Source organism: Rhodospirillales bacterium, assembly GCA_028824295.1.
In the GTDB taxonomy this organism is placed as follows: domain Bacteria; phylum Pseudomonadota; class Alphaproteobacteria; order TMED109; family TMED109; genus VXPW01.
On the sequence record JAPPED010000026.1, the window covers coordinates 16,910 to 38,259 of the forward strand.

Annotated in this window: 19 protein-coding genes; 9 read left to right on the forward strand and 10 right to left on the reverse strand. The window is 66.0% G+C overall.

Going from position 1 to position 21,350, the window contains the following annotated elements:
- Positions 1–42: 42 nt before the first annotated feature.
- Positions 43–255, forward strand: coding sequence for a hypothetical protein (locus tag OXH60_10655; GenBank protein ID MDE0712578.1), 213 nt, complete (start codon positions 43–45; stop codon positions 253–255).
- Positions 256–359: 104 nt separating this feature from the next.
- Here OXH60_10655 and OXH60_10660 read toward each other — a convergent pair whose 3' ends face one another.
- The gene (locus OXH60_10660) at positions 360–1,532 is read right to left on the reverse strand and encodes an N-acetylmuramoyl-L-alanine amidase (protein ID MDE0712579.1); all 1,173 of its coding nucleotides are present in this window, start codon (positions 1,530–1,532) and stop codon (positions 360–362) included.
- Between the two features lie 420 nt (positions 1,533–1,952).
- Here OXH60_10660 and OXH60_10665 point away from each other — a divergent pair, with 420 nt between their 5' ends.
- Positions 1,953–5,465, forward strand: a complete 3,513-nt coding sequence (locus tag OXH60_10665; GenBank protein MDE0712580.1) for an Rne/Rng family ribonuclease — start codon at positions 1,953–1,955, stop codon at positions 5,463–5,465.
- Here OXH60_10665 and OXH60_10670 read toward each other — a convergent pair whose 3' ends face one another.
- The gene (locus tag OXH60_10670) at positions 5,466–6,635 is read right to left on the reverse strand and encodes a pyridoxal phosphate-dependent aminotransferase (GenBank protein ID MDE0712581.1); all 1,170 of its coding nucleotides are present in this window, start codon (positions 6,633–6,635) and stop codon (positions 5,466–5,468) included.
- A 313-nt stretch (positions 6,636–6,948) separates the two neighbouring features.
- Between OXH60_10670 and rpmB the strand changes: the two genes are divergently transcribed.
- Positions 6,949–7,236 (forward strand): 50S ribosomal protein L28, encoded by a 288-nt coding sequence (gene rpmB, locus OXH60_10675; protein MDE0712582.1) that lies wholly within the window; start codon positions 6,949–6,951, stop codon positions 7,234–7,236.
- Positions 7,237–7,242: 6 nt separating this feature from the next.
- Here the strand turns inward: rpmB and OXH60_10680 are convergent, their stop codons facing one another.
- The 3 genes from OXH60_10680 to OXH60_10690 are packed head-to-tail and all read right to left on the reverse strand — an operon-like array spanning position 7,243 to position 10,658.
- On the reverse strand, positions 7,243–9,078 hold the full coding sequence (locus OXH60_10680) for a cobaltochelatase subunit CobT (protein ID MDE0712583.1): 1,836 nt from the start codon (positions 9,076–9,078) through the stop codon (positions 7,243–7,245).
- The gene (gene cobS, locus OXH60_10685) at positions 9,075–10,100 is read right to left on the reverse strand and encodes a cobaltochelatase subunit CobS (protein ID MDE0712584.1); all 1,026 of its coding nucleotides are present in this window, start codon (positions 10,098–10,100) and stop codon (positions 9,075–9,077) included. The genes OXH60_10680 and cobS overlap by 4 nt, the downstream gene beginning before the upstream one ends.
- A 36-nt stretch (positions 10,101–10,136) precedes the next feature.
- Positions 10,137–10,658 (reverse strand): DnaJ domain-containing protein, encoded by a 522-nt coding sequence (locus tag OXH60_10690; protein MDE0712585.1) that lies wholly within the window; start codon positions 10,656–10,658, stop codon positions 10,137–10,139.
- Positions 10,659–10,867: 209 nt separating this feature from the next.
- Here OXH60_10690 and OXH60_10695 point away from each other — a divergent pair, with 209 nt between their 5' ends.
- Complete coding sequence (locus tag OXH60_10695; GenBank protein ID MDE0712586.1) at positions 10,868–11,158, forward strand: BolA family transcriptional regulator; 291 nt, start codon at positions 10,868–10,870, stop codon at positions 11,156–11,158.
- On the opposite strand, the gene OXH60_10700 is transcribed toward OXH60_10695, so the two are convergent.
- From OXH60_10700 to OXH60_10720, 5 genes are all read right to left on the reverse strand, one after another.
- Positions 11,155–11,748: a DUF2889 domain-containing protein gene (locus OXH60_10700; GenBank protein ID MDE0712587.1), complete on the reverse strand. Its 594-nt coding sequence runs from the start codon at positions 11,746–11,748 to the stop codon at positions 11,155–11,157. The genes OXH60_10695 and OXH60_10700 overlap by 4 nt on opposite strands.
- Before the next feature lie 54 nt (positions 11,749–11,802).
- Entirely contained in the window at positions 11,803–12,705 is a 903-nt protein-coding gene (locus tag OXH60_10705) for an AEC family transporter (protein MDE0712588.1), read from the reverse strand.
- 393 nt (positions 12,706–13,098) lie between these two features.
- The gene (locus OXH60_10710; GenBank protein MDE0712589.1) at positions 13,099–14,352 is read right to left on the reverse strand and encodes a CNNM domain-containing protein; all 1,254 of its coding nucleotides are present in this window, start codon (positions 14,350–14,352) and stop codon (positions 13,099–13,101) included.
- Between the two features lie 34 nt (positions 14,353–14,386).
- Complete coding sequence (aroB, locus tag OXH60_10715; protein ID MDE0712590.1) at positions 14,387–15,508, reverse strand: 3-dehydroquinate synthase; 1,122 nt, start codon at positions 15,506–15,508, stop codon at positions 14,387–14,389.
- A complete protein-coding gene (locus OXH60_10720; protein ID MDE0712591.1) occupies positions 15,505–16,086 on the reverse strand; it encodes a shikimate kinase in 582 nt (193 codons plus the stop codon). The genes aroB and OXH60_10720 overlap by 4 nt, the downstream gene beginning before the upstream one ends.
- Positions 16,087–16,323: 237 nt before the next feature.
- Between OXH60_10720 and OXH60_10725 the strand changes: the two genes are divergently transcribed.
- From OXH60_10725 to OXH60_10745, 5 genes are read left to right on the forward strand one after another with little or no spacing between them, the layout of a single operon-like run.
- Complete coding sequence (locus tag OXH60_10725) at positions 16,324–16,506, forward strand: hypothetical protein (GenBank protein ID MDE0712592.1); 183 nt, start codon at positions 16,324–16,326, stop codon at positions 16,504–16,506.
- Positions 16,490–18,424, forward strand: coding sequence for a hypothetical protein (locus OXH60_10730; protein ID MDE0712593.1), 1,935 nt, complete (start codon positions 16,490–16,492; stop codon positions 18,422–18,424). Before OXH60_10725 ends, OXH60_10730 begins: the two co-directional genes overlap by 17 nt.
- A gap of 26 nt (positions 18,425–18,450) precedes the next feature.
- Positions 18,451–19,386 (forward strand): tyrosine recombinase, encoded by a 936-nt coding sequence (locus tag OXH60_10735; GenBank protein MDE0712594.1) that lies wholly within the window; start codon positions 18,451–18,453, stop codon positions 19,384–19,386.
- Positions 19,383–20,366 (forward strand): CoA ester lyase, encoded by a 984-nt coding sequence (locus tag OXH60_10740; GenBank protein MDE0712595.1) that lies wholly within the window; start codon positions 19,383–19,385, stop codon positions 20,364–20,366. Before OXH60_10735 ends, OXH60_10740 begins: the two co-directional genes overlap by 4 nt.
- Before the next feature lie 11 nt (positions 20,367–20,377).
- The gene (locus tag OXH60_10745) at positions 20,378–21,325 is read left to right on the forward strand and encodes an acetyl-CoA carboxylase carboxyltransferase subunit alpha (protein ID MDE0712596.1); all 948 of its coding nucleotides are present in this window, start codon (positions 20,378–20,380) and stop codon (positions 21,323–21,325) included.
- Positions 21,326–21,350 lie beyond the last annotated feature (25 nt).

Here is a 21,350-nt window from a genome sequence, read left to right on the forward strand (position 1 = left end):
GCCGCCCCGAGTACATTGCGGCTTCGCTAGGAACGCCTTCACGTGCAACCCCGCGTCTCGCCGCAACCGTTTCCGGGCGATACGCGGGCGCAGGCGAAGACCTGGGAAGAGCACTTCAAGTTTGATGCCGTTCTGGACAGCCCGTCCGTGATGGTTCGTCAATTCGCCGCAGCTGCCAACCTTGGCTTCCCAGCGACGCCACGCCGATGCAAGTACGTGGAAGATCGGTTCCCGAACCAGCAGCAGGCTGACTAGGCCCGAACAACTCTCTGAAACAGCGTTGGTGAATCCGCGCCAGTGTAACGCTGTTTCCCCCAGACGAATCGTTCCGGCGGCCGGACCCGGAATGCGGCGGCGATTCAGAATCCGCGTGTCTTGAAATAGTGATCCACGTAGTCCGCGATGGCGGTCATCAATTGGCGACGGTACTTGGCACTGGCAAGGAGCTTTGCATCCTTCGCGTTGGAGACGAAGCCCATTTCGATCAGCACCGACGGAATATGGAAGCCGCGCAGCACGGCGAAGTTTGCCTGCCGGTGTGGCCGCCGGAGGAGCCCAATTCCGCGTTCTCCGAGAGATGCGACCAGCGACTCGGCAAACTGCGCCGAGAGGTTGCGAGCCCCGGTACGGGTCAGATCCATCATCGCACTTTGGACCTGCCGGTCGTACGTTTGCAGGTTGGCCACGTCCAGCACCGCATCGACTGCATCCGCATCCCTGGCCAGCGTTTCGGCCAGGCGGTCCGACGCCTTGTCGGACAGCGTGTACGCGCTGAGGCCGCGGGTCCCGGGTCGCTTGACCGCATCAGCGTGCAACGACACAAACAGGTCGCCCTTCGCGCGGACAGAGATCTCGACCCGTTTGCGGAGCGGGATGTACACGTCGGTTTCACGGGTCAGCACGACCTTGTACTTCCGCTTCCGGAGGATCTCCCGCAACCCCTTGGCGGCCGCAAGCGTCAGGTCCTTCTCTCGCAGGGACCCCCGTATCGCACCGGGATCCTTGCCGCCGTGTCCTGCGTCGATGATGACGGTGAACGGCGTGTTGCGCGCGCGGGGTTCCGCCAGCCCCCCTTTCAGATCAAGAACAATCCGGTCCGGCCGATCACCGTCCGGCGGGAGCGTGAAGTGCCGGTGCAGGTGAAAAGCGCCCGCAGTATCGAACACCAGGCGGGTGACCTGAGCCTCGCGGCGGCCGACTCGAATGCGCTGCACGGCGCCAGCGGCCGAGACCCGGCCCAGCTCCCCGAGGCCGGCCGACACGTCAATCACGAGGCGATCCGGCTCCTGGAGCACGAAGGTCTCGTATGGAGCGGGCGCCGACAACTCGACGACAACCCGCGTGACGGCCTCAGCGTCCGTGCGCCCGCCCTCCGGCGCCCCGATCCGAACGTTGTCCACCGTTGCGCCCGCCGCCGCGCCCGCGTGCGCCAGCCCGATGAGGATCCCGAACCCGAGAGCAGCCGCACACGCACGCGACCGCGCCCAACCAGCGTACTGCAGCGCCCTCGACTTCTGACCGGCGGTCAGCACACGATCACCCAGGACCATATGACAACATGTGTTGTTGCATGGCTGGTATGTTCCAACGCAAGGGCCCCGTCTCGATACCAAGCTTGCGAAAATCCGCGAAACCTGCGATACTCCAAGTGAATAGCAGACAGTGCCAAGAGCGCGCGACTACGTGTCGCCCGGCGCTGCTCCGAAAGAATTTACCTAAGGGCGGCCCACGTAACGCCGGCCGCCAGCCTTCAATGTCCTAGCTCGTGCCAAGTTATATCGCAAACACGGCGCGCTGCCCTGCCGGACCGAACTTGAGCGGCGGGGGCACCACGGACATCGGCAAATCGCTCAACGAGTACCGGCCAGGTCTGACTGGACCGGGTTCACGACATTTCGCGGCTGCTGCCCCTGCTCGCAATGCAGGGGCTTATGCGCCGACCTGGAGTTTTCATGCCAAAACGAATGCTAATCGACGCGGCGCGCCCCGAAGAGACGCGTGTCGTCGTTGCTGATGGGGCCCAACTAGAGGATTACGATGTAGCACTCGCCTCACGCCCGCAGATCAGGGGCAACATCTACCTTGCCAAGGTGGTTCGCGTTGAGGCGTCGCTGCAAGCGGCTTTTGTCGACTATGGACACGAGAAGCACGGATTTCTGAGCTTCACGGAAATCCACCCCGACTATTTCCAGATTCCCGTCGCCGACCGCGAGGCCATCGTCGCTCGCGACAGCGAACTCGCGCGCCAGGAAGCTGAAGCCGAAGAATTGGATGACGATGGCCAGGAGGACATCGACGCCGCAGATACAGGAGAGGAACTGTCCGCGGACTCCGGCGAGGAAGACGAAGATCAAATCGCCGAAGGGGACAACCGCAGCGAGCGACCGCGGCGGCGCTTGAGCCGGCGACGGTCGGAAAAGCAGCGCCGGGCAGAACTGTACCGGAACTACCGGATCCAGGAGGTCATTCGCAACGGACAGCTGATCCTGGTCCAGGCCACAAAGGAACAGCGCGGCAGCAAGGGCGCCGTGTTTTCCAGCTACATCTCGCTGCCCGGCCGGTACACGGTGCTCATGCCCAACACCGCCCACGGCGGCGGCGTCAGCCGAAAGATCGGGGGCCCCGACGACCGCAAGCGCCTTCGAAAGGTCGTGAAGGACCTGGAGGTAGCGGAGGGCATGTCGGTGATACTCCGCACCGTCGCCAAGGGCCGCACCCGCGCGGAGATCCGCCGTGACTTCGATTACGTCGTCTCGCTCTGGTCCGACATCCGGGAAAAGACCCTCAACTCCGTCGGCGCGTCTCTAGTTCACCACGAAAACGACCTGGTCAAGCGTGCGGTGCGCGACATGTATCAGTCCGACGTGTCCGAGGTCATGGTCGCTGGCGAGGAGGCGTACAGACGGGCCAAGGAAATCACCAAGATCCTGTCGCCGTCGAAGGCACGTCATGTCAAGCTGTACCGCGGTGACCTCCCGTTCTACCACTCCTACGGTATCGAACGTCCGCTGGCCAGCGTCCATCGGCCGGAGGTCCGGCTGCCGTCCGGGGGGTCGATGGTCATCGCCCAGACGGAGGCACTGGTTACCGTCGACATCAACTCGGGACGCGCAATCCGCGAACGGCACATCGAAGAAACGGCACTCAAGACTAATCTTGAGGCAGTGGACGAGCTGGCGCGGCAGTTCCGGCTCCGGGATCTCGCCGGGCTCATCGTCATCGACTTCATCGGCATGGAGCGACGGCGCAACAACGAGCAGGTCGAGCAGCGCTTAAAGGAAGTCCTGAAGCAGGATCGCGCCCGCACCCATGTCGGTCGCATGTCGGAGTTTGGCCTGATCGAAATGTCGCGCCAGCGGCTCCGGGCCAGCATCCACGACACCCAGCACGAGCCTTGCGCCAACTGCCATGGCCACGGCTGGATCTACCGGCCCGAGGCGCACGCGCTGATGGTGATTCGCGCGCTGGAATGCGAGGTCGCGAATCATCGAGGCTGCCGGTTCCGCGTGTCGGTTCCTCCTGCCTGCGCACAATACCTGTCCGAAACCATGTGGCGGTCGGTGCACCAACTCGAGACGCAGTTTGAGGTCCGGATCGAAATCCAGGCAACGGCCGAACCGCTGGCCGACAATTATCTGCTTGAGGTCGTCCGCGCTGACGGCGCCAGTCTGTCGCTCAATCCGACACAGGCGAACGAACTGGACTCCGGATCCATCAAGCAGGGCGAGCGGAGCCGCCGCGGTGCGCGAAACCGGGCTTCGGCCCGGGATGAGGACGGCGCCGACGAGCGCCCGGCACGGTCCAGACGGGCCCGTTCGGCTCGTGCAGATGACAGCAGCCAGGACGGGGAAGAAGAGCGGCGTCTTCGGAGCCGAAACGGCAGGGCGTCGGCCCGACGCGCCAACGACGACGACAAACGCAGTGCCCGCAATGGGCGCCGGCGACCGATCGCCCGCGCTGATTTCGAAGATGACACCGAGGAGGGTTTCTCCGAACGCCGGCGCACGATGCCCGTAGCTCGCGACGAATACGATGAGGACGGCGACGAGGAACGCCGTCCCAGGGCGCGTCGCACCCTAGCGGGTTCTCCCAACGGGTACGACGACGAGGAAGGGCGACGTCGGTCCCGAGGCCGCCGCGGCCGGGCCGTCGAACGTGACCAGGCCGATGACGCTGCCGATGAAGATCGAACCCGTCGTGAACGTTGGTCCCGACCGGTCGATGATGACGACTACGACGTCGAAGAGGAACGCCGCAGGTCCGATCGGGGGGCTCGATACGCGGAACGTGACGCGGACGAAGATGACGACCTGATCAGGGACACCCGTTCCCGTCGACGGAGGTCACGTACGCAAATGCGCCAGGACGGTGACCACGATGCGGCCGACGCGCCCCGCGGGCGAGGCAGACGTGCACGGACGCCGACCGACAACGAGTACGACGATGAGTTCCCTGAAGAACCGCGTCCTCGGCGGCGCCGTGCTCAAGCCACACCACGCAGTGAGCCTGCAGATCTGCTTGAAGAAGGCTCCCGCACCGGCCGGCAACGGGAGAGGCCGCCATCAGCAAACGATCGCTCGGACGTGGATGCGGATGAGCCGAGGGGGCGGAAGCGCCGGGCGCGGTCGGCCGGGCGCGATGAGCCACGCGGTGAGGAGACGAAAGAGAGGCGGCCGCGACGCTCGTCATCCCGGCTGGACACTGTCGAGGACGGCCTTGATGCTGCGGAGGACTTCGTCGAGTCGATGCCGGACGGCGGCGGGCCAGTGGACTACGGTGACCGATCCGAGGAACCGGAAGTTTTTGCCGCGTCCGCCGACGCAGATGGCTATGCGGTCGGGGACGCGGATTCTCCATTCGAGGAGCAGCCGGAAACGCCGCTCTCCGGTCGGAGCGACCGATCGAGCAGACGCACGCGACGAGGATCGCGCGGGGGCAGCCGGCGGCGGAACTCGCGCGTCAAGCGACGAGAGACCCAGGCTCCCGAACGGCGCGACGACTTGGACGCCGACATGAGCGATGCCTCGGTCAGCGCTGCGAACTCGCCCGACTTTGAACAGTCCGCCGACTTCGGAGCGGCGTCGCCAGACCTAGACCCGTTCGGGGCTGCCGCTGACGTCTCGGCACGGGATCCTTCGGCCCAGGTGTCCACCTTCGCGACGGCCCCGGCTCATCCTTTCGGAGGCGCCGACGAGCCAATCGTTGCGGACGTGCCGTCGGAACCCTCCCCGGCGTCCGATGATCCCTTCGGAGCGCCAGCCCGGCTCCGTGTTGACCCTGGTCCGGTGGCCGACGACGCGGCGGCCGGGCCCGAGGACCCGTTCGCCAGCCAGGGACCGTCATCACGATCGGACCCGACGGCGCTGGCTGACGGCGAGCTGAACGGCAGTTCCGAAGTGCGATCTGAGGCCAAGTCGAGACAGGGAGCCGGGCGATGGTGGACGACGTTTCGGGGGCGCTCCTGATCATCGGCCCCCAGTTTCGCGTGGGGTCCAACTGCTGAGCCTGTCCATGGCCGACTGGATGGTTTCGGGGGCGCCTGAGTAGCTCAAGCGGACAAACCGGTGCCCCCGGTCACGGTCGAAATCGACTCCGGGGGCGACCGCGATCCCTTGCTCGTGCAACAGTTGGCGCGCGAACTCGAACGAGTCATCCGTAAAGTCGGAAACGTCCACGTACAGGTAGAACGCACCATCAGCGGCAGCGACCCTGTCGAAGCCGGATCGCGACAGTCCATCAAGCAGACTGTCCCGGTTGGCGCGATATCGCTCGACATGCGAGTCGAGTTCCGCGTAGCAATTGAACACCTCACAGGCTCCCACTTGAGCCACCGTGGGCGCACACAGGAAAAAGTTCATGGCGAGCCGCTCGGCGGCTGCGATGAGTTCCACAGGCCCGACCACCCAGCCAAGGCGCCACCCCGTCATTGCGAAATACTTCGAGAAACTGTTCACGACGACGGATTGGTCATCAATACCCAGCACTGTCGGGCATGCACGTTCGTACGTGATGCCGTGGTAGATCTCGTCGGCGACGAGTCGAATGTTTCGTTCCCGACAGAATGCGACCAGCCTTCGTAGTTCCGTCTCGGGCATCACCGATCCGGTCGGATTGGCGGGGCTGGCCAAGACGACGCCTTGCAGGTCGTCGGCCACGGGCCGAAGGAGATCGACGACGGGCTGGTAGGCACTTTCATGAAGCCCGGGAATCGACACCACATCGATTCCCAGTGCCGTCAGAATGCTTCGGTAGGCCGGGTATCCCGGAGAGGCAAGGGCCACGCGGTCACCAGGATTGAAGAGCGCGAGGAACACGAGAATGAACGCACCCGAGGCGCCGGTCGTGACAATGACGCGTCCCGTTTCGACTTCCACGCCGTAGAAGTCACGGTAGTGTGAGGCGATGGCGCGACGTAATTCCGGCAGCCCGAGCGCCTCGGTGTACCCAGTGCGGCCGGCCGCGATTGCCGCCGTGGCTGCGTCGCGCACCTTTGCCGGGGCACGGGCATCCGGCTCCCCCACTTCAAGGTGTAGAACGTCCCGACCGAGGGCAGCTAGGCGATTCGCCTCGGCGAGCACCCCCATGGCATGAAACTGCGGTACTTGTGACCTGGCTGACAATTTGCCGAGCACCATCGGACTCCCGCTACCTCGACTGACAACTCTCGCTCGGGTGGCGTCGCTGGATCGGTGTTGTGCACCCGCTCTCGTTCACCCTGCATCGTTCAGCGACGCGTATCAAGCTCGTGATCGGCGCTGCGGCACAAACGGCCTCGGTTGGCGCGAGACTGGCGCCTCCAGGAATGGCGCCGGCACCCCGAACGCGGCAGCCCGCATCCAAGACATGTTCGCCGACGCATCGGCGCATCGTCGACGGCTACCCGTGTATACTCCCCCGCCTTTGACCGCCGGATCGGCTCGCACCGGATCGAACTCAGGACGACATCACATGTCACGACGCTGTGAACTTACTGGCAAGGGCGTGCTTACCGGCAACAACGTCAGCCACGCCCACAACAAGACACGCCGCCGATTTCTCCCGAATCTGCAGCGCGTGTCGCTGCACAGCGATCTGCTTAACCAGACCGTCCGGTTTCGTGTAGCTGCCTCGACGCTCCGGACCGTGGACCGGAAGGGCGGTCTCGACCTGTTCCTCCTGGATGCCGATCCGCAGTGTCTTTCATCGCGAGCCCGAGCGCTTCGCACGCGCCTCGAGAAACGCCAGACAAGCGTCTAGACGTTCCTAGATCGCCAGCGGCCCAGGGCGACCGGGACGCATCTCTTCGGAAAACAGTTCGGCAAGCTGCCCGGTGATCGCGCCGCCCAGTTGCGCGACGTCAAATATCGTGATTGCCCGCCGATAGTAGCGGGTCACGTCATGCCCTATTCCGACTGCCACCAATTCCACTGGTGACGTCCGCTGGATCATGTCGATCACTTCGCGGAGATGCCGATCGAGATAATGGCCATGGTTGGCTGACAGGGTGCTGTCATCCACCGGGGCTCCGTCCGAAATTACCGTGAGGATTCGCCGCTGTTCGGTGCGCGCAAGCAACCGGTGATGCGCCCACAGCAATGCTTCGCCGTCGATGTTCTCCTTTAGCAGGCCTTCCCGAAGCATCAGACCGAGGTTCCGCCGCGCCCGGCGCCAAGGTGTGTCAGCGGCCTTGTAGACGATGTGCCGAAGGTCGTTGAGCCGGCCCGGCCCCGCGGGCCGGCCCGCCTCCAGCCAGGCAGCTCTCGCCTGCCCGCCTTTCCAGGCCCGGGTCGTAAACCCGAGAATTTCCACCTTGACGCCGCATCGCTCGAGGGTACGCGCGAGGATGTCCGCACTGATCGCGGCGACCGTAATCGGCCGGCCCCGCATCGAGCCCGAATTGTCCAGCAGCAGCGTCACAACAGTGTCGCGAAAACGTGTTTCCGCCTCGCGCTTGAACGACAGCGGCGTGGCGGGGTCGACCACCGCGCGGGCCAGCCGGGCGCAGTCGAGGAGACCTTCCTCCAGGTCGAACTCCCACCAGCGCACCTGCTGGGCCAGCAGCAGACGCTGCAACCGGTGGGCAAGTCGCGCGATGAGACTCTCGAACTGCACGAGGTGCCGGTCCAGCGCTTCCCGCAACCTGACCAGCTCATCCGGGGCACACAATTCTTCCGCCGGAATGACCTCGTCGTGTTTCCGCGTGAAGACGGCGTACGGAACCTGCTCGGAACCGTCGGCAGAGAGATTGTGCCAGGCGGGCGGCGCACTGCTTTCCTCCTCCTCATCGCCCTCGCCGTCCAGCCCGGACGTGCTGTCGCCGCCATCTTCCTCCGGAAGCTCGTCGTCCAGGGCGCCGGTCCCGGGCATGCCGTCCGTCTCGCCGTCGTCCTCGTCTTCCGCATCCATGTTGCCTTGGGACTGCTCGTCGTCCGTCGCGCTCTCCTCGTCTTCGCCCTGTTCGTCTTCCTGACGGGTCAGGGTGTGCAGGTCGAGGTCGTCCAACAGCTCCCGAAGGTGGTTCGCGAAAGCCGCCTGGTCATCGATCACGTCAGCCAGGGTGTCGAGTGATCTGCCGCTCGCAAAGCGGAACGTGCCTTCCCACCGCTGCACGAGGGCGGCGGCGTCCGCGGGAACGGGACGGCCCGTCAGCCGCTCCCGCACCATGAGCCGCAGCGCACTGGCAAGCGCGTCGTTCCCGTCTTCCGCCGCCGTGATGGCGGCGGACCGACGCGCCTCGTCGGCCAGCGCCGCGTCGAGATTGTCGGCCACGCCCCGCATGGCGTTGGCGCCCAGCGCCTCGTACCGCGCCTGCTCGGCGGCGTCGAGCAGTGCCTGGCCAAGCGGATTCGGGGACCCGAGCTCCTGGTGGAGGGCTGCGTCATGGTGCCGCAGCTTGAGCGCAGCCGTGTCGGCGATCCCGCGTATCGACGCGGCATCGACGGCGTCGCGGGTCGGCACGGGAATGGAGACCGCGGGCGCCTCCGTGGACACGTTGCCGAACCTCACTTCCACATCCGCCTGGCCGGCCAGCGCCCGGACCGCCCCCGCGGTCGCCCGCTTGAAGTCGTCCAGTCGACCGCGGGCCCTGACTACCGTCATCCCTTTGGCATCCCGCTGACCCAGCTTTCCGGCAGGTCGCGCCCGAAACAGCGCTGGAAGTACTCCGCTACCACCGAACGTTCGACTTCGTCGCACTTGTTCAGGAACGTCAGGCGGAACGCAAGCGCGTTAGCCTCCTCCCGGCCGCCGCCGCCGGCCTCAAAGATGAGCGCGTTCTCGGCCCACGTGATCACGGTCCGCGGTGACATGACCGTCGAGATGTCACCGGCCGCCAGTCCCCGGCGCGTCAGATTGGCCACGGCGACCATCGCCTTCACGGTCTCCGAGTGCCCCGGTTCCGCGAAGGCCGGCACCTTGGCGTGGACGATCTCCACTTCTGCGTCCTCCGCCAGATAGTTCAGCGTCGCCACCACGTTCCAGCGGTCCATCTGTCCCTGATTGATCTGCTGGGTTCCGTGGTAGAGGCCGCTGGCATCACCAAGGCCGATGGTGTTGGCCGTCGCAAACAGGCGGAACCCGGGATGCGGGCGCAGGACACGGTTCTGGTCGAGGAGCGTGAGTCGGCCGTCGACTTCCAGCACCCGCTGGATCACGAACATGACGTCGGGTCGACCGGCGTCGTACTCATCGAACACCAGCGCCGTCGGGGATTGCAGCGCCCATGGCAGCATGCCTTCCCGGAACTCGGTGATCTGGTGGCCGTCACGGACCACGATGGCGTCCCGGCCGACGAGATCGATCCTGCTGATGTGGCTGTCGAGGTTGATCCGGACGCAGCGCCAGTTCAGGCGGGCGGCCACTTGCTCGATATGCGTTGACTTGCCCGTGCCGTGATAGCCCTGGATCAATACCCGGCGGTTGTCGCGAAATCCCGCAAGGATGGCGAGGGTCGTCTCGGGATCGAATCGGTACGAATCGTCGATCTCCGGAACATGCTCATCCGGCTGCGAGTACGCGGGGACCTCGAGGTCGGTATCGATTCCGAAGACGTCTCGAACCGAGACGACGGAATCGGGTACAGGGGTTCGAACGGCTTCGGGGCCAGCTGGAATATTCGACATGTGTGCGTGTTCGACTTTGCGGAAAGCGCGGCCCGCTCAGGCCTTGCCGTGGTAACGGGTAAGAACGGCATACGCCGCGTTAATTCCGACCAGCCGGTCCGACGCTCTTGTGTCGCCGCCGTTGGCGTCCGGATGGTGCGACTTCACGAGCGACTTATAGCGCGTCTTGATGGTCTCCAGCGACGCTTCCTCGCCGAGACCGAGCACGCGGAGGGCGCGCATCACGTGCGCGTCCGGCCGCGCGCGGCGCGAGGCGCGTTGACCCTCGCGTGGCCGGCCGCTCTCGCGAAACAGACCGAACCAGTCCGTCAACCGCGGCTCAGACCTCCGCACATGCTCTCTGAGCGGCCAGGTCGGACGCTGCCAGCCGATGTCGTCTCGAACCTCTCGGCCGATCTCCACCTCATCACAGCCTTCGAAATAGTTCCAGCGTCGGTTGTACTCCCGGACATGGGCCAGACAAAACCAGCGCCAGTTGCGAAGAGCCCGACGCGACCGCGGCGCCGGGTACTGTCCGAGGTCGGTGCATCCGGGATGTTCGCACACGCGCGGAGGCACGCGGGCATCGTCGCCCAGGCATTCTGGTGCTCCGCGAGGAGGATTGCGGCGAGAGCGACGAGCAGTCATGGCCGCATCATGGTGGCACAAATCGATTCAGGCAAAGGGTCGCCGCCGAAGCGGGCGGTGCCGGCATCGGAGCGCTTGCGGTGATCAAATCCATGCGTCAGGGTGTCGGCTCGGCCATCAGCTGAAGAGGAGCGCGCAGGGTGACCCGAGCGGAACGAATGCTGGCAGCGCTGCAGGCCCGTCTTGGCTCGGCAAGTATCGAGATCGAAGACGAATCCCGCTTGCATGCCGGACACGCCGGCGCCCCGCACGGCGGGGAGAGCCACTACCGGGTAAAGATCGAGAGTACCGCGTTTCGCGGCCTGAGCCGGATCGAGCGGCACCAGCTGGTGCACGAGATCCTCAAGGAGGAGCTGGCTGGAGGCGTACATGCGCTGGCTCTCGAGCTGTCAGTGCCCGCACCGGATCCCGGCGCCGAGACGAACCCCTAGGACCGGCTTTCCGCCGCGCCGCTCTCGGTCGCTGCGGGGCGGTAGTGCGCGGGGTAGAGGTCGCGCACTACCGGACTGCTTTCCGCGTAGGCGTGGCACGTGTTCAGGAGCATGGGCCGGTCGCCCGCCTGCAGATCTTCCACCGGCTGTCCCCTGTCGCGGATCCGCGCCGGATAAATCGTCTGGAAGGCAGCCGTGGCAAGCGGAAACAGCATCTCCACCAGATGGGTGCAGCCCGCAGTGCCACCCAGCCGCTCGCGCACCGCCCGTCGCCAACCCCGAGCGATCGGGATCCCTTTTAGTCGCTGCAGATTGGGAATGACCGCCGGGCACATCGGGTACGGCGATTTCTCCACCGCCACGTGCACCTCTTGAACGATGAAGTCGTCGTCGACGGTCAATCGGATCCACATGTCGTGAATGGGGTCGCCGGCCGCGACGTCTCCGCGCCAACGGGTCGTGAAGCCATAGTCCTTGGTGTCACAAAGGTGCCCCTCGATGTCCCAAAGACCGTCCTCGCGTCGGTAGCCGCGGCAAATCAGCTGGCGGCAGTGCAGGGAGGTGCGGGCTTCGGGTTCAGGCAAGGGCATTGCGGCGTTCTCCGATGACGAAACAAGTTCTTGGGTGGCCCGCCTGGCGGCGGGTCAGGGTAGCAACAAGTACGTGAGCATGATGGGCACCAGGACCAGCGACGCAATGGTGGTGATGACCACGACGCTGGCGACCTCCTCGGGGCTGCGCCGGTAATGCTGGGCGAAAAGGGCCGCGAATACCGGTGTCGGCAGGACCCCCTGGATCAGCACGACCCCCCGGGCGACACCCTCGAGGCCAAGGCCAGCGGTAATCGCGAACGCCAGCCCCAAGCCAATGGCATATTTCATGGCGACGGCGCGCACGATGCGACCGAACCAAACGACCTGGATGTTGGCGATCGTCGCGCCCAGCGTGAACAGCATCAGCGGGATGGCGATGCCGCCCAGGAGCGACGTGGTGGCAAACACCCATTCGGGCACTGCGGCATCGGTCAGCAGCACGGCCAGCCCGGCCGCCACGGCGTACGGAAACGGGGTGCGCAACAGCGCGATGGGATTGGCGTTCCCGGACCAGATCAGGACGCCGAGCGTGAAGTGCAGCGTCGCGGTGACTGTGAAGAAGACGATCCCAAGCTCGAGACCCGCGGCGGCAAACGCGAAGAGACAGATGGAAATCCCGAGATTGCCGCTGTTCGGGAACATCATCGGCGCGAGAAACGTCCGCCGCGACAGGCCCGCGAGCGGCAGCGCAACCAGACCGATGATCATCGCGCCGAGGATCATGAAGATGGCTGCCAGCGCCACATCGATCGCCAGCGCGGCCGGCGACCCGAGTGTCGCCAGCGTCGTGAAGATCAGGCACGGTGCCCCGACCCGGCTGACAAGATCCGTGACTTGCCGCGTATCGAAATGGAACCCGCCCTTGACCCACAGGTATCCGAGCCCCGAAATCGCGAATACCGGTGCGAGGATGGGTAGGAGCGCCAGAACGATGGTGCCCAGGGAACCGATCACAGCAAATCCAGTCCAGTAGCCGCCGCCGGTCGGAATCCCGGAACTCCGGGAAACATGCAGAAGAGACCCGGTGATGACCCCAAGCCGTCGAGCCCGACCCATGCACCCTAGCGCCGGACGTCAGCAGTACTGCCGCGTCGACATGCAGGCAAGGGACGCAGCAACCCCGGACGCGGCGGCCAGACCTCGCCCGTTCCCCGACCGGCGGAACGCTATGCGGCCATGGCTGCAGAGGGGCGGCGACCACCCGACGCGCTCCCGTTCCCTCTCGACTGTCAAGGTCGGAAACGCGTGCCGGCGCGCGGACGGGCTGTCGCCAAGGGTTTCCCGCAGGGGCAGGGCGCGGCCGGTGTAGAGCAAAGCCGGTGTCGCGGCTAGCCGAAGCGGCTGGCCCTATTGCAATTCCGCATTCGGGCGGAGGCGCAGCCGGACGAGCCGCGCCCCGTCCTTTCGCAGGACCTGCACTGCGAAGCCGGGCACCTGCACCTCGGCTCCCTCTTCCGGAAGTTCCTCGGCCTCATCGATCACGAGACCAGCAATCGTCGGTGCTCCGTCCGTGGGTAGCTGCCAGTCGTAGCGCCGGTTCAGGTCGCGCACCGACGTGTCGCCCGGCACGATCACACTCTGGTCCGTCTCCGGCTGCGGGAGCGTCCGTACCGGATCGAATTCATCCGGAATGTCGCCGACGATGTCCTCGAGTATGTCTTTCAGGGTTACCAGGCCTTCCAATGCTCCGTATTCGTCGACCACGAGGGCCATGGGGGTCTGCCGGGCACGAAATGAGTCCAGCTGGTGAGCCAGCGTGGTGACGTCCGGCACGTACCATGGTTCATCCAGCACTTCGCGGATCTCGATGGATGTCGCCCCTCCCATCTCCTGAATCCGCATGAAGAGTTTGCGTGCGTGCAGGATGCCGATGATGTTCTCCCGTTCATCCTCCCAGACCGGGTACCGGGTGTACGGGTTCCTGAGGACCTCGGACGCGAGGACATCGGTCGGCTGAGAAGCGTCCAGCGTCAGCATCCGGACCCGCGGCACCATCACGCTTCGCACCGTCACGTGGTCGAGATCGAGCACGCTCCGCAGCATGTTGCGGTCGCGACGACGAACCCCCGCCGTTGCCGCGAGTTCAATCGCGCCGCGGAGTTCCTCCCGTGCCGTCCGGCCGGCCGATGCGGCACGACCCAGCCGACCGCCGAGCCGGAACACCGCCCCGACGACCATCGTCAACGGCGTCAGCAGCGTTACCAGCGGCGCCACCGGAATCGCCACCCAAGGGGCGATACGGTCGGCGTGGCGGATCGCGACAGTCTTCGGGAGGATTTCCGCGAATACCAAGACCAGCAACGTCATCACGACGGTCGCATACAGCACGCCGGCTCCGCCAAACCGCTCGATCAGGGCCCGGGTGGCCAAGGCAGACGCCAGAATGTTGACCAGGTTGTTGCCGAGCAGGATTGCGCTGATCATCTGTTCGCGGCGGTCGAGCAGGCGCTGCACCCTGAGCGCCCGTCGGTCACCGCGCGCGGCGTGGAGGTGTATCCAGGGACGCGATGCCGCCGTCAGGGCGGTTTCGGACCCAGAAAAGAACGCGGAAAGCAGCAGCAGGCCACCGATGGCGGCAAGGTCTATCGGAAGCGGGTTCAAGCGTCAGTCCTGAAGGTGAAAGCGGCGGTGCCGGTCAATTCTCTGCCTCCGCATGCAGAAAGGCGGCAATGTCGTCACGGCTGCAATCCGGCGCCACAAATGCGTCACCGATCGCCCTAGCCAGGACCAGCGGCATCTTGTCATCGCTTCGGATCTTCTTATCCGACTGCATCTGCCGGACCGCCGTGTCGGCCGACCAAGGCCGGCCCAGCGCTTGCCGCGGAGACGTGGGCAATCCCACCTCTGCCAGGTGCCGCGCAATCCGGTCCGCCGTTCCCGCGGCGGCGTGTCCGCGCCGCTCCGAATACCGGAAGGCAAGGACGCAGCCAACCGCCACCGCCTCGCCGTGGCGCAGGGTGCCATCCATCCCGGCTTCAGCCTCGAGCGCGTGCCCGAACGTGTGGCCCAGGTTGAGCAGGGCACGTCCGCTGTGCTCACGCTCGTCGTCCGCGACCACCTGCGCCTTGATCCGGCAGCAGCGCTCGACCGCGGTCGTGCGAAGGTCTTCGTCGCCGGCAAGCAGCGCCTGGCCGTGCCGTTCCAGCCAGCCAAACAGTTCGGCGTCGCCGAGCAGGCCGTACTTCACCACTTCCCCGTAGCCCGCGCGAAGCTCGCGGACGGGCAGCGTCCGCAGGGTCGCAATATCGGCGAGCACGAGGCGGGGCTGATGGAACACCCCCAGCAGGTTCTTCCCCGCCCGGGTGTTGATCGCCGTCTTGCCGCCCACCGAACTGTCCACCTGGGCCAGAAGCGTGGTCGGAGCCTGCACCAACGCCACCCCGCGCAGCACGGTTCCCGCCGCGAACCCGGCCAGATCACCGACGCACCCGCCGCCCACCGCGTAGACGCTGCAGTCGCGCCGGATTTCAGCTGCCAGCATTCGCTCCACCAGGTGTTCGAACGAGGCATGCGTCTTTGCCGGTTCACCGGACGGAACCTCGAGAACAGCACGAACCGGCACGCCGGCGTCCCGGAGGGAGTCGACCACCACCGAGGCGTGGTGTTCGGCCACCTCCGGCTCGGTCACGATCAGGGCGGGCCCGAGGTCCAGTTCGCGGTGGAGCCGCCCAGCCGCGCCCAGCACGCCCGGTCCCACCGCGACCTGGTAAGCCCGATCACCCAGCGGGACGGAGACCTGAAGGTGCGGCGTGTTCATGCGGTGACCGCGGCGATGGCCGCGAGTGTCCGGCGGACCGTCACTGCATGCGCAACGTCTTCCGAAACGACCACCACATCCGCCTTTCCGTAGACCGGGTATCGCTTTTCCATCAGTGCCGTCAGCGCATTGCGGGTGCTGTCGCCGGCCAGCAAGGGCCGGGTGGCCGGCCGACGGAGCCGCCCGACCAGGACGTCGAGCTCGGCGCGCAGCCATACCGAAAGCCCGGTCTGCTTGATATGGGCCCGGTTCGCCGGGCGCAGGAACGCGCCGCCGCCGGTGGCAATGACCGTTGGAGCACCTCCAAGCAGACGTTTGAGGACCGCTTCCTCCATTTGCCGAAAGGCGTCCTCGCCATCACGCGCAAAGATATCTGAGATCGTCTGCCCGGCCTCGGCCTCCACCACCGCGTCACTGTCGGCGAACGGCCGACCGAGTGTGTCGGCAAGTCGCCGACCAATGGCGGATTTTCCGGCCCCCATCAACCCCACGAGCACCAAGTGTCGACGACCGAGCACCTGCGATGCGGCACGGGCATCCGAATCATCGCCCAACGCGTGTGCGCTCCCAGTCTCCACCGGTGACGCTCCCCATAACGATCCGGCAGGCCTGCGTGCGTCCGCCCTGCTGTGTCGCAACAGACGGGCAGTTTACCATGCCGCGACGCGCAGCCGTCCCGGTATCAATTCACTCGTCAAGTTCCGTTCGCGGGAGCAGGAGTCAACGGGGGTCTTTCGTCACCAGCGGATTGCCTCTGGCCCGCACCATCTGTTCTATATTGTTGCCTCAGAGCCAGGCTAGGACCAATTCGAGCAATGTTTGCCCGTCAAGAACAGACTCGTTTGGAGGCGCGGCGCAGAACGCAGATTCTGACTGCGCTGTTCCTTCTGGCAATCGCCGCGGTTCTGGGTACCGGCGTGTATGTGCTCCTCTCCGTGGACATCACTCCTGAACCTGCACTCGTGGAAGAGCAAATCCCGAATGATCGCTTCTTTTGAGCGTATTTCCCGCTTCCTGATTCGTTCCGCCGCCTGTGCCGCCTGCCTCGCGCTCCTGCTGCCGGCCGTCGCGGCCGCACAGGCGACGGACCCTGAATCCATGTTGCCTGCCGAGGGCCCGACGGAAGCGGCTGCAGACCAGACACCTGCCGCGACCGGCGAGTCGCCGATCCAGCTCGTACCCAACACGACTCCGGACGCCGCCCTCATCGATGACGAGGCGGGTGACGGCGAGGACGAGGTGCCGCCCGCGTTCCAAGTTCCTCAGCTGAACGAAGGCGTCATGGTCTCGGACCTGCCCACCGCCCGACCCGGCTGGTTCGGCGTGCTGACCGGGAGTGAAGGCGGCCTCGGGTGGACGATGTGGGAGGGCACCGACGCGGCACTCGCGGCACGCCTGCTGGCCGCGGTTCCGGATGCGATCGATTCGCCCGCCATGCGCAGCCTCACCCGCCGCCTGCTCCTGAGTCGCGCCGCGGCGCCGGAGCGGCCACCGCAGCGCGAAATTGTCCAGCTGGGCCCCGACGGGCAGCCGATCAACACCGACACGGGAGAAGTACCGCACTTCCTTGAGGAACGGATCCGTCTCCTGGTGCGGCTGGCGGACGGAGAGGGCCTGGCCCTGCTGGCCCAAGCCGTGTCGTCGGACACGGTGGGTCCAGCCCTGGATGAGCGGGTGCTCGAAGGACGGATCCTGACCGGCGACGCCGAGCAAGCCTGCGCGGAAGTACGACAGCGACTGGCAAATCAGCCGTCCACCCGGCTCCGACTGGCGCTCGCCGTCTGCCAGATCCGAGGGGGTGCGCTGGACGCCGCGCACCTCACGCTTCAACTTCTGGAGGAAGTGCTCCCCTCCGACACCGTCGTGTCGGCGCTGGCCTATGCGGTACTGGACGACAGCCCACTGCCGGAAGGGGTGGAGGTCTCCGACGACGATTACTTGGCACTCGCGCTGCTCGCAAGCGGCGGCGAAGCCTTGGTCAGGTACCAGAATGCCGCGGGTCTGCCCGTGCTGCGGGCGATCGCCGAGACCGCTGCCGGCGACACCGTGCGCCGGATCTATGCCGCCGAGCAGGCGGCGCGCGTCGGAGCTCTTCGGGATGGCGCCCTGGCGGAAACGTACGCTGCCGTCGAGTTCACGCCCGAGCAGCTCCGTGGCGCCGGAACCCAGGCCGACGCGCTGCATCCTGTGCTCGCCCGGGCCCTCCTGTTCCAGGCCGCTCTGAATGCCACGACCACGATTGACCGGGCCCGATTCCTCCGGCTGCTCTGGGACCGGGCCGACCCAGATCCCGGCTTCACGGTGATGGCTCAGGTGACCGGGGCGGTCGCCGCTACCGTGAAGCCCCGGCAAGATCTCGCCTGGTTCTCGGTGGCGGCCGCCCGGGCGCTCCTTGCCGGCGACCGCTACGCGGAAGCCGAGGAGTGGGTCCGGATGCTGACGAGTTCCGCGGACCTCGACTTCATGACGTCGGGCCAGCTTTACTCCCTGTTCCCGGCCCTGGCCCTGGTGGGCAGGCCGATACCAGAGCCGTTCGAGGTGTTCCCGCGCGAGGACGTCCGGGCCACGCTCCCGGTAACCGGATCGCCGGATGACCATGCCAATCAGCTGAGCCGGCTGCTGGTCGTGCTGGAAGCCATGGATGTGCCGGTTCCGCGAGGGTCCTGGGTGACTCTGCTCGGCGACGCTTCGGTGCGAACCACCGCCACGATCCCGAGCGCACCAGCCCGTTACCAGCTGCGAGATGCGGTGGCGAATTCGCGGACGGCGGAGACCGTGCTGTTCGTATTGTCGATCCTCGGCTCCGGCGGTCCGGCCGCGGCCGATCCGCTGACCCTGAACGCCGCCATCCGCAGCCTGCGAGCGATCGGCCTCACCGACGATGCGCGGGCGATCGCGCTGGAGGCCGTCATCTGACCACCCTCTCGCGGGCACCGGACCGAATTGCGCTCTTTGTCGACATGCTGGCGGCGGAGCGGCAAGCCTCACCCCATACGCAGGATGCCTACGCGCGTGACCTCCGTCGGCTGGAGCGTGCGCTGGAGCCACGTGCGACCACCCTGGAAGCCGCGACCGCGGCCGATCTCCGGCACTACCTGGGCCTGCTCGCCGCCCGCGGCCTCGCCCGCCGCACGCAGGCACGCCATCTCTCTTCCATCCGCGAGTTCTACCGCTTCCTGCTGACCGAGGGTCTCCGCGACGACAACCCGGCAGAAACGCTGCAGTTTCCCAAGCGGGCGCGCACCTTGCCCAAAGTGCTGGACGAGGCCGAGGTAGAGCAGCTGTTCGAGACTGCGGCCGCCGACTCGAGTCCGCGCGGACTCCGCCTCCAGGCAGCCCTTGAACTCCTTTACGGCACCGGCCTCCGCGTGTCGGAGTTGGTCGGAATTCCGCTCGCCGCGCTGGCGCCTGATCTCACGGCCCTCACCGTTATCGGGAAAGGCAACAAGGAACGGCGACTGCCCCTCGGAGAACCGGCCCGGGACGCGATTCGGGCGTGGCTGGAGGTCCGGGACGCCGAAAGGTCTTCCGCAGCGCCCGCCCGCTGGCTGTTTCCCTCCGGTCGCGGACACCTCACCCGCCAACGCCTGGCCCAGTCGCTGAAGGAGCTCGCGGCCCGCGCCGGTATCGCCCCCTCTCGCATCTCGCCGCACGTGCTTCGGCATGCATTCGCGAGCCACATGCTTGCCCGGGGCGCTGATCTTCGTACCCTGCAGAAATTGCTGGGCCATGAAGACATCTCGACCGTGCAGATCTACACGCACGTTGTCGACGAGTCCGTTCGCCGCGCGCTGGCCGCTCACCCGCTGGCGCGGCAGCATGCAGCTCCGCACTGTGCCGACGGGACGACGGATGCGCGGACAAAAGGACCCCTATGAGCTTCCAGATCGTCGAACAGGCCACCGCCCGTTTGAACCGCAGCGAATTGTCCGTTCCCGGCAGCCGGCCCGAATTGTTCGAGAAAGCGGCGAAGTCGGCAGCGGACATCGTGGTGCTCGACCTCGAGGACGCCGTCGCGCCGGACGACAAGGAGCAGGCCCGAAAGCATGTCGTCTCCGCCCTCAACGATGTCGACTGGGGTGACCGTGCCGTCTCGGTGCGGGTCAACGGACTCGATACCGGTTACATGTATCGTGACGTCATCGACCTGCTTGAGCAGACCGGGGACCGGCTGGATCTGATCATGATCCCGAAGGTCGGCAATGCCGCCGACGTCTACGCTGTGGACGTGCTGGTATCGCAGGTTGAGCACGCGAAGGGCCGGACCAAGCCCGTCGGTTTCGAACTGATCATTGAAACGGCGCAGGGCATGGCCAACGTGGACGAGATTGCCGCGGCGTCACCGCGAAACGAGTCGCTGCACTTCGGCGTCGCCGACTACGCAGCCTCAACCCGCGCCCGCACGACCAGCATCGGCGGCCCGCACCCGGATTACGGCGTGCTCACCGATTTGCTGGAGGGCGAGGAACGCGCCTACCATTGGGGTGACATGTGGCACTACGCGATATCACGGTTGGTGGTGGCAGCCAGGGCAGCTGGACTTCGTCCGATTGATGGGCCATTTGGCGATTTCTCGGATCCGCACGGCTATCGCGCGCAGGGAAACCGGTCAGGCGTGCTCGGCTGCGAAGGGAAGTGGGCGATCCATCCTTCCCAAGTGCCGCTGGCCAACGAATTGTTCAGCCCGTCCGAGCAGGACATCGTCCAGGGACGGCGAATTCTCGAGGCAATGCACAAGGCGCAACGCGAAGGGGCAGGGGCGGTGGCGCTCGACGGTCGAATGATCGACATCGCTTCGATCAAGCAGGCCGAGAATCTGGTCAGGAAGGCGGACCAGATCCGTGGGTCGGCGGGCTGACGGCAACACCGATGCAGCACTTTCTCGACTTTGAAGGGCCAATCGCCGAACTCGAAGGCAAGATTCGTGAGCTTCGCCATCTGAGCGGCGAAAGCGACCTCAACATCGTCGAGGAAGTGGGACGCCTGCAATCCAAGGCGCAACTCCTCCTCCAGCAGACCTATGCCAAGCTCACGCCCTGGCAACTGACGCAGGTCGCCCGGCATCCGGACCGACCGCACATGCTCGACTACGTCGAGGCGTTGATCGAAGAATTTCAGCCGCTGGCCGGCGACCGCTGCTTCGGCGAGGACCCGGCGATGGTCGGTGGTCTCGGACGATTCCGATCGCGTTCTGTCGTGGTGCTCGGACACGAGAAGGGACGAGAGACCGCCGAGCGGGTGCGCCGCAACTTCGGCATGGCCAGACCGGAAGGCTATCGCAAGGCCGTGCGCCTGATGCGGCTCGCTGACCGTTTCCAGCTGCCGATCATCAGTTTCGTCGACACCGCCGGCGCGTATCCTGGAGTCGGAGCCGAGCAACGCGGCCAGGCAGAAGCGATCGCGCAGGCGATCCGGACCTGCCTGTCCGTCGGGGTGCCCATCGTCAGCGTCATCGTGGGCGAGGGCGGCTCCGGCGGGGCGGTGGCCATTGCGTCCGCCGACCGGGTCCTGATGCTCGAAAACAGCGTGTACTCGGTGATCTCTCCGGAAGGATGCGCGTCGATCCTCTGGCGCACCAACGACGAGGCCGACGCCGCTGCCGAGGCGCTCCGCCTGACCGCGGCGGACATGAAATCTTTCGGCGTGGTCGATACCGTCATCCCCGAGCCCGTGGGCGGAGCACACCGGAAGCCGGATTCCGTTCTCAAGTCGGTGGGGCAACACCTGGAAACGGCCGTGACAGCGCTGGAAGGCAAGGACCCACGCGCGCTGGTTGCTGCGCGGCGCAAGAAGTACATCGACTTCCGCCGCATTTAGCTGCGTTTGTTCCGGCCTGGGGGCC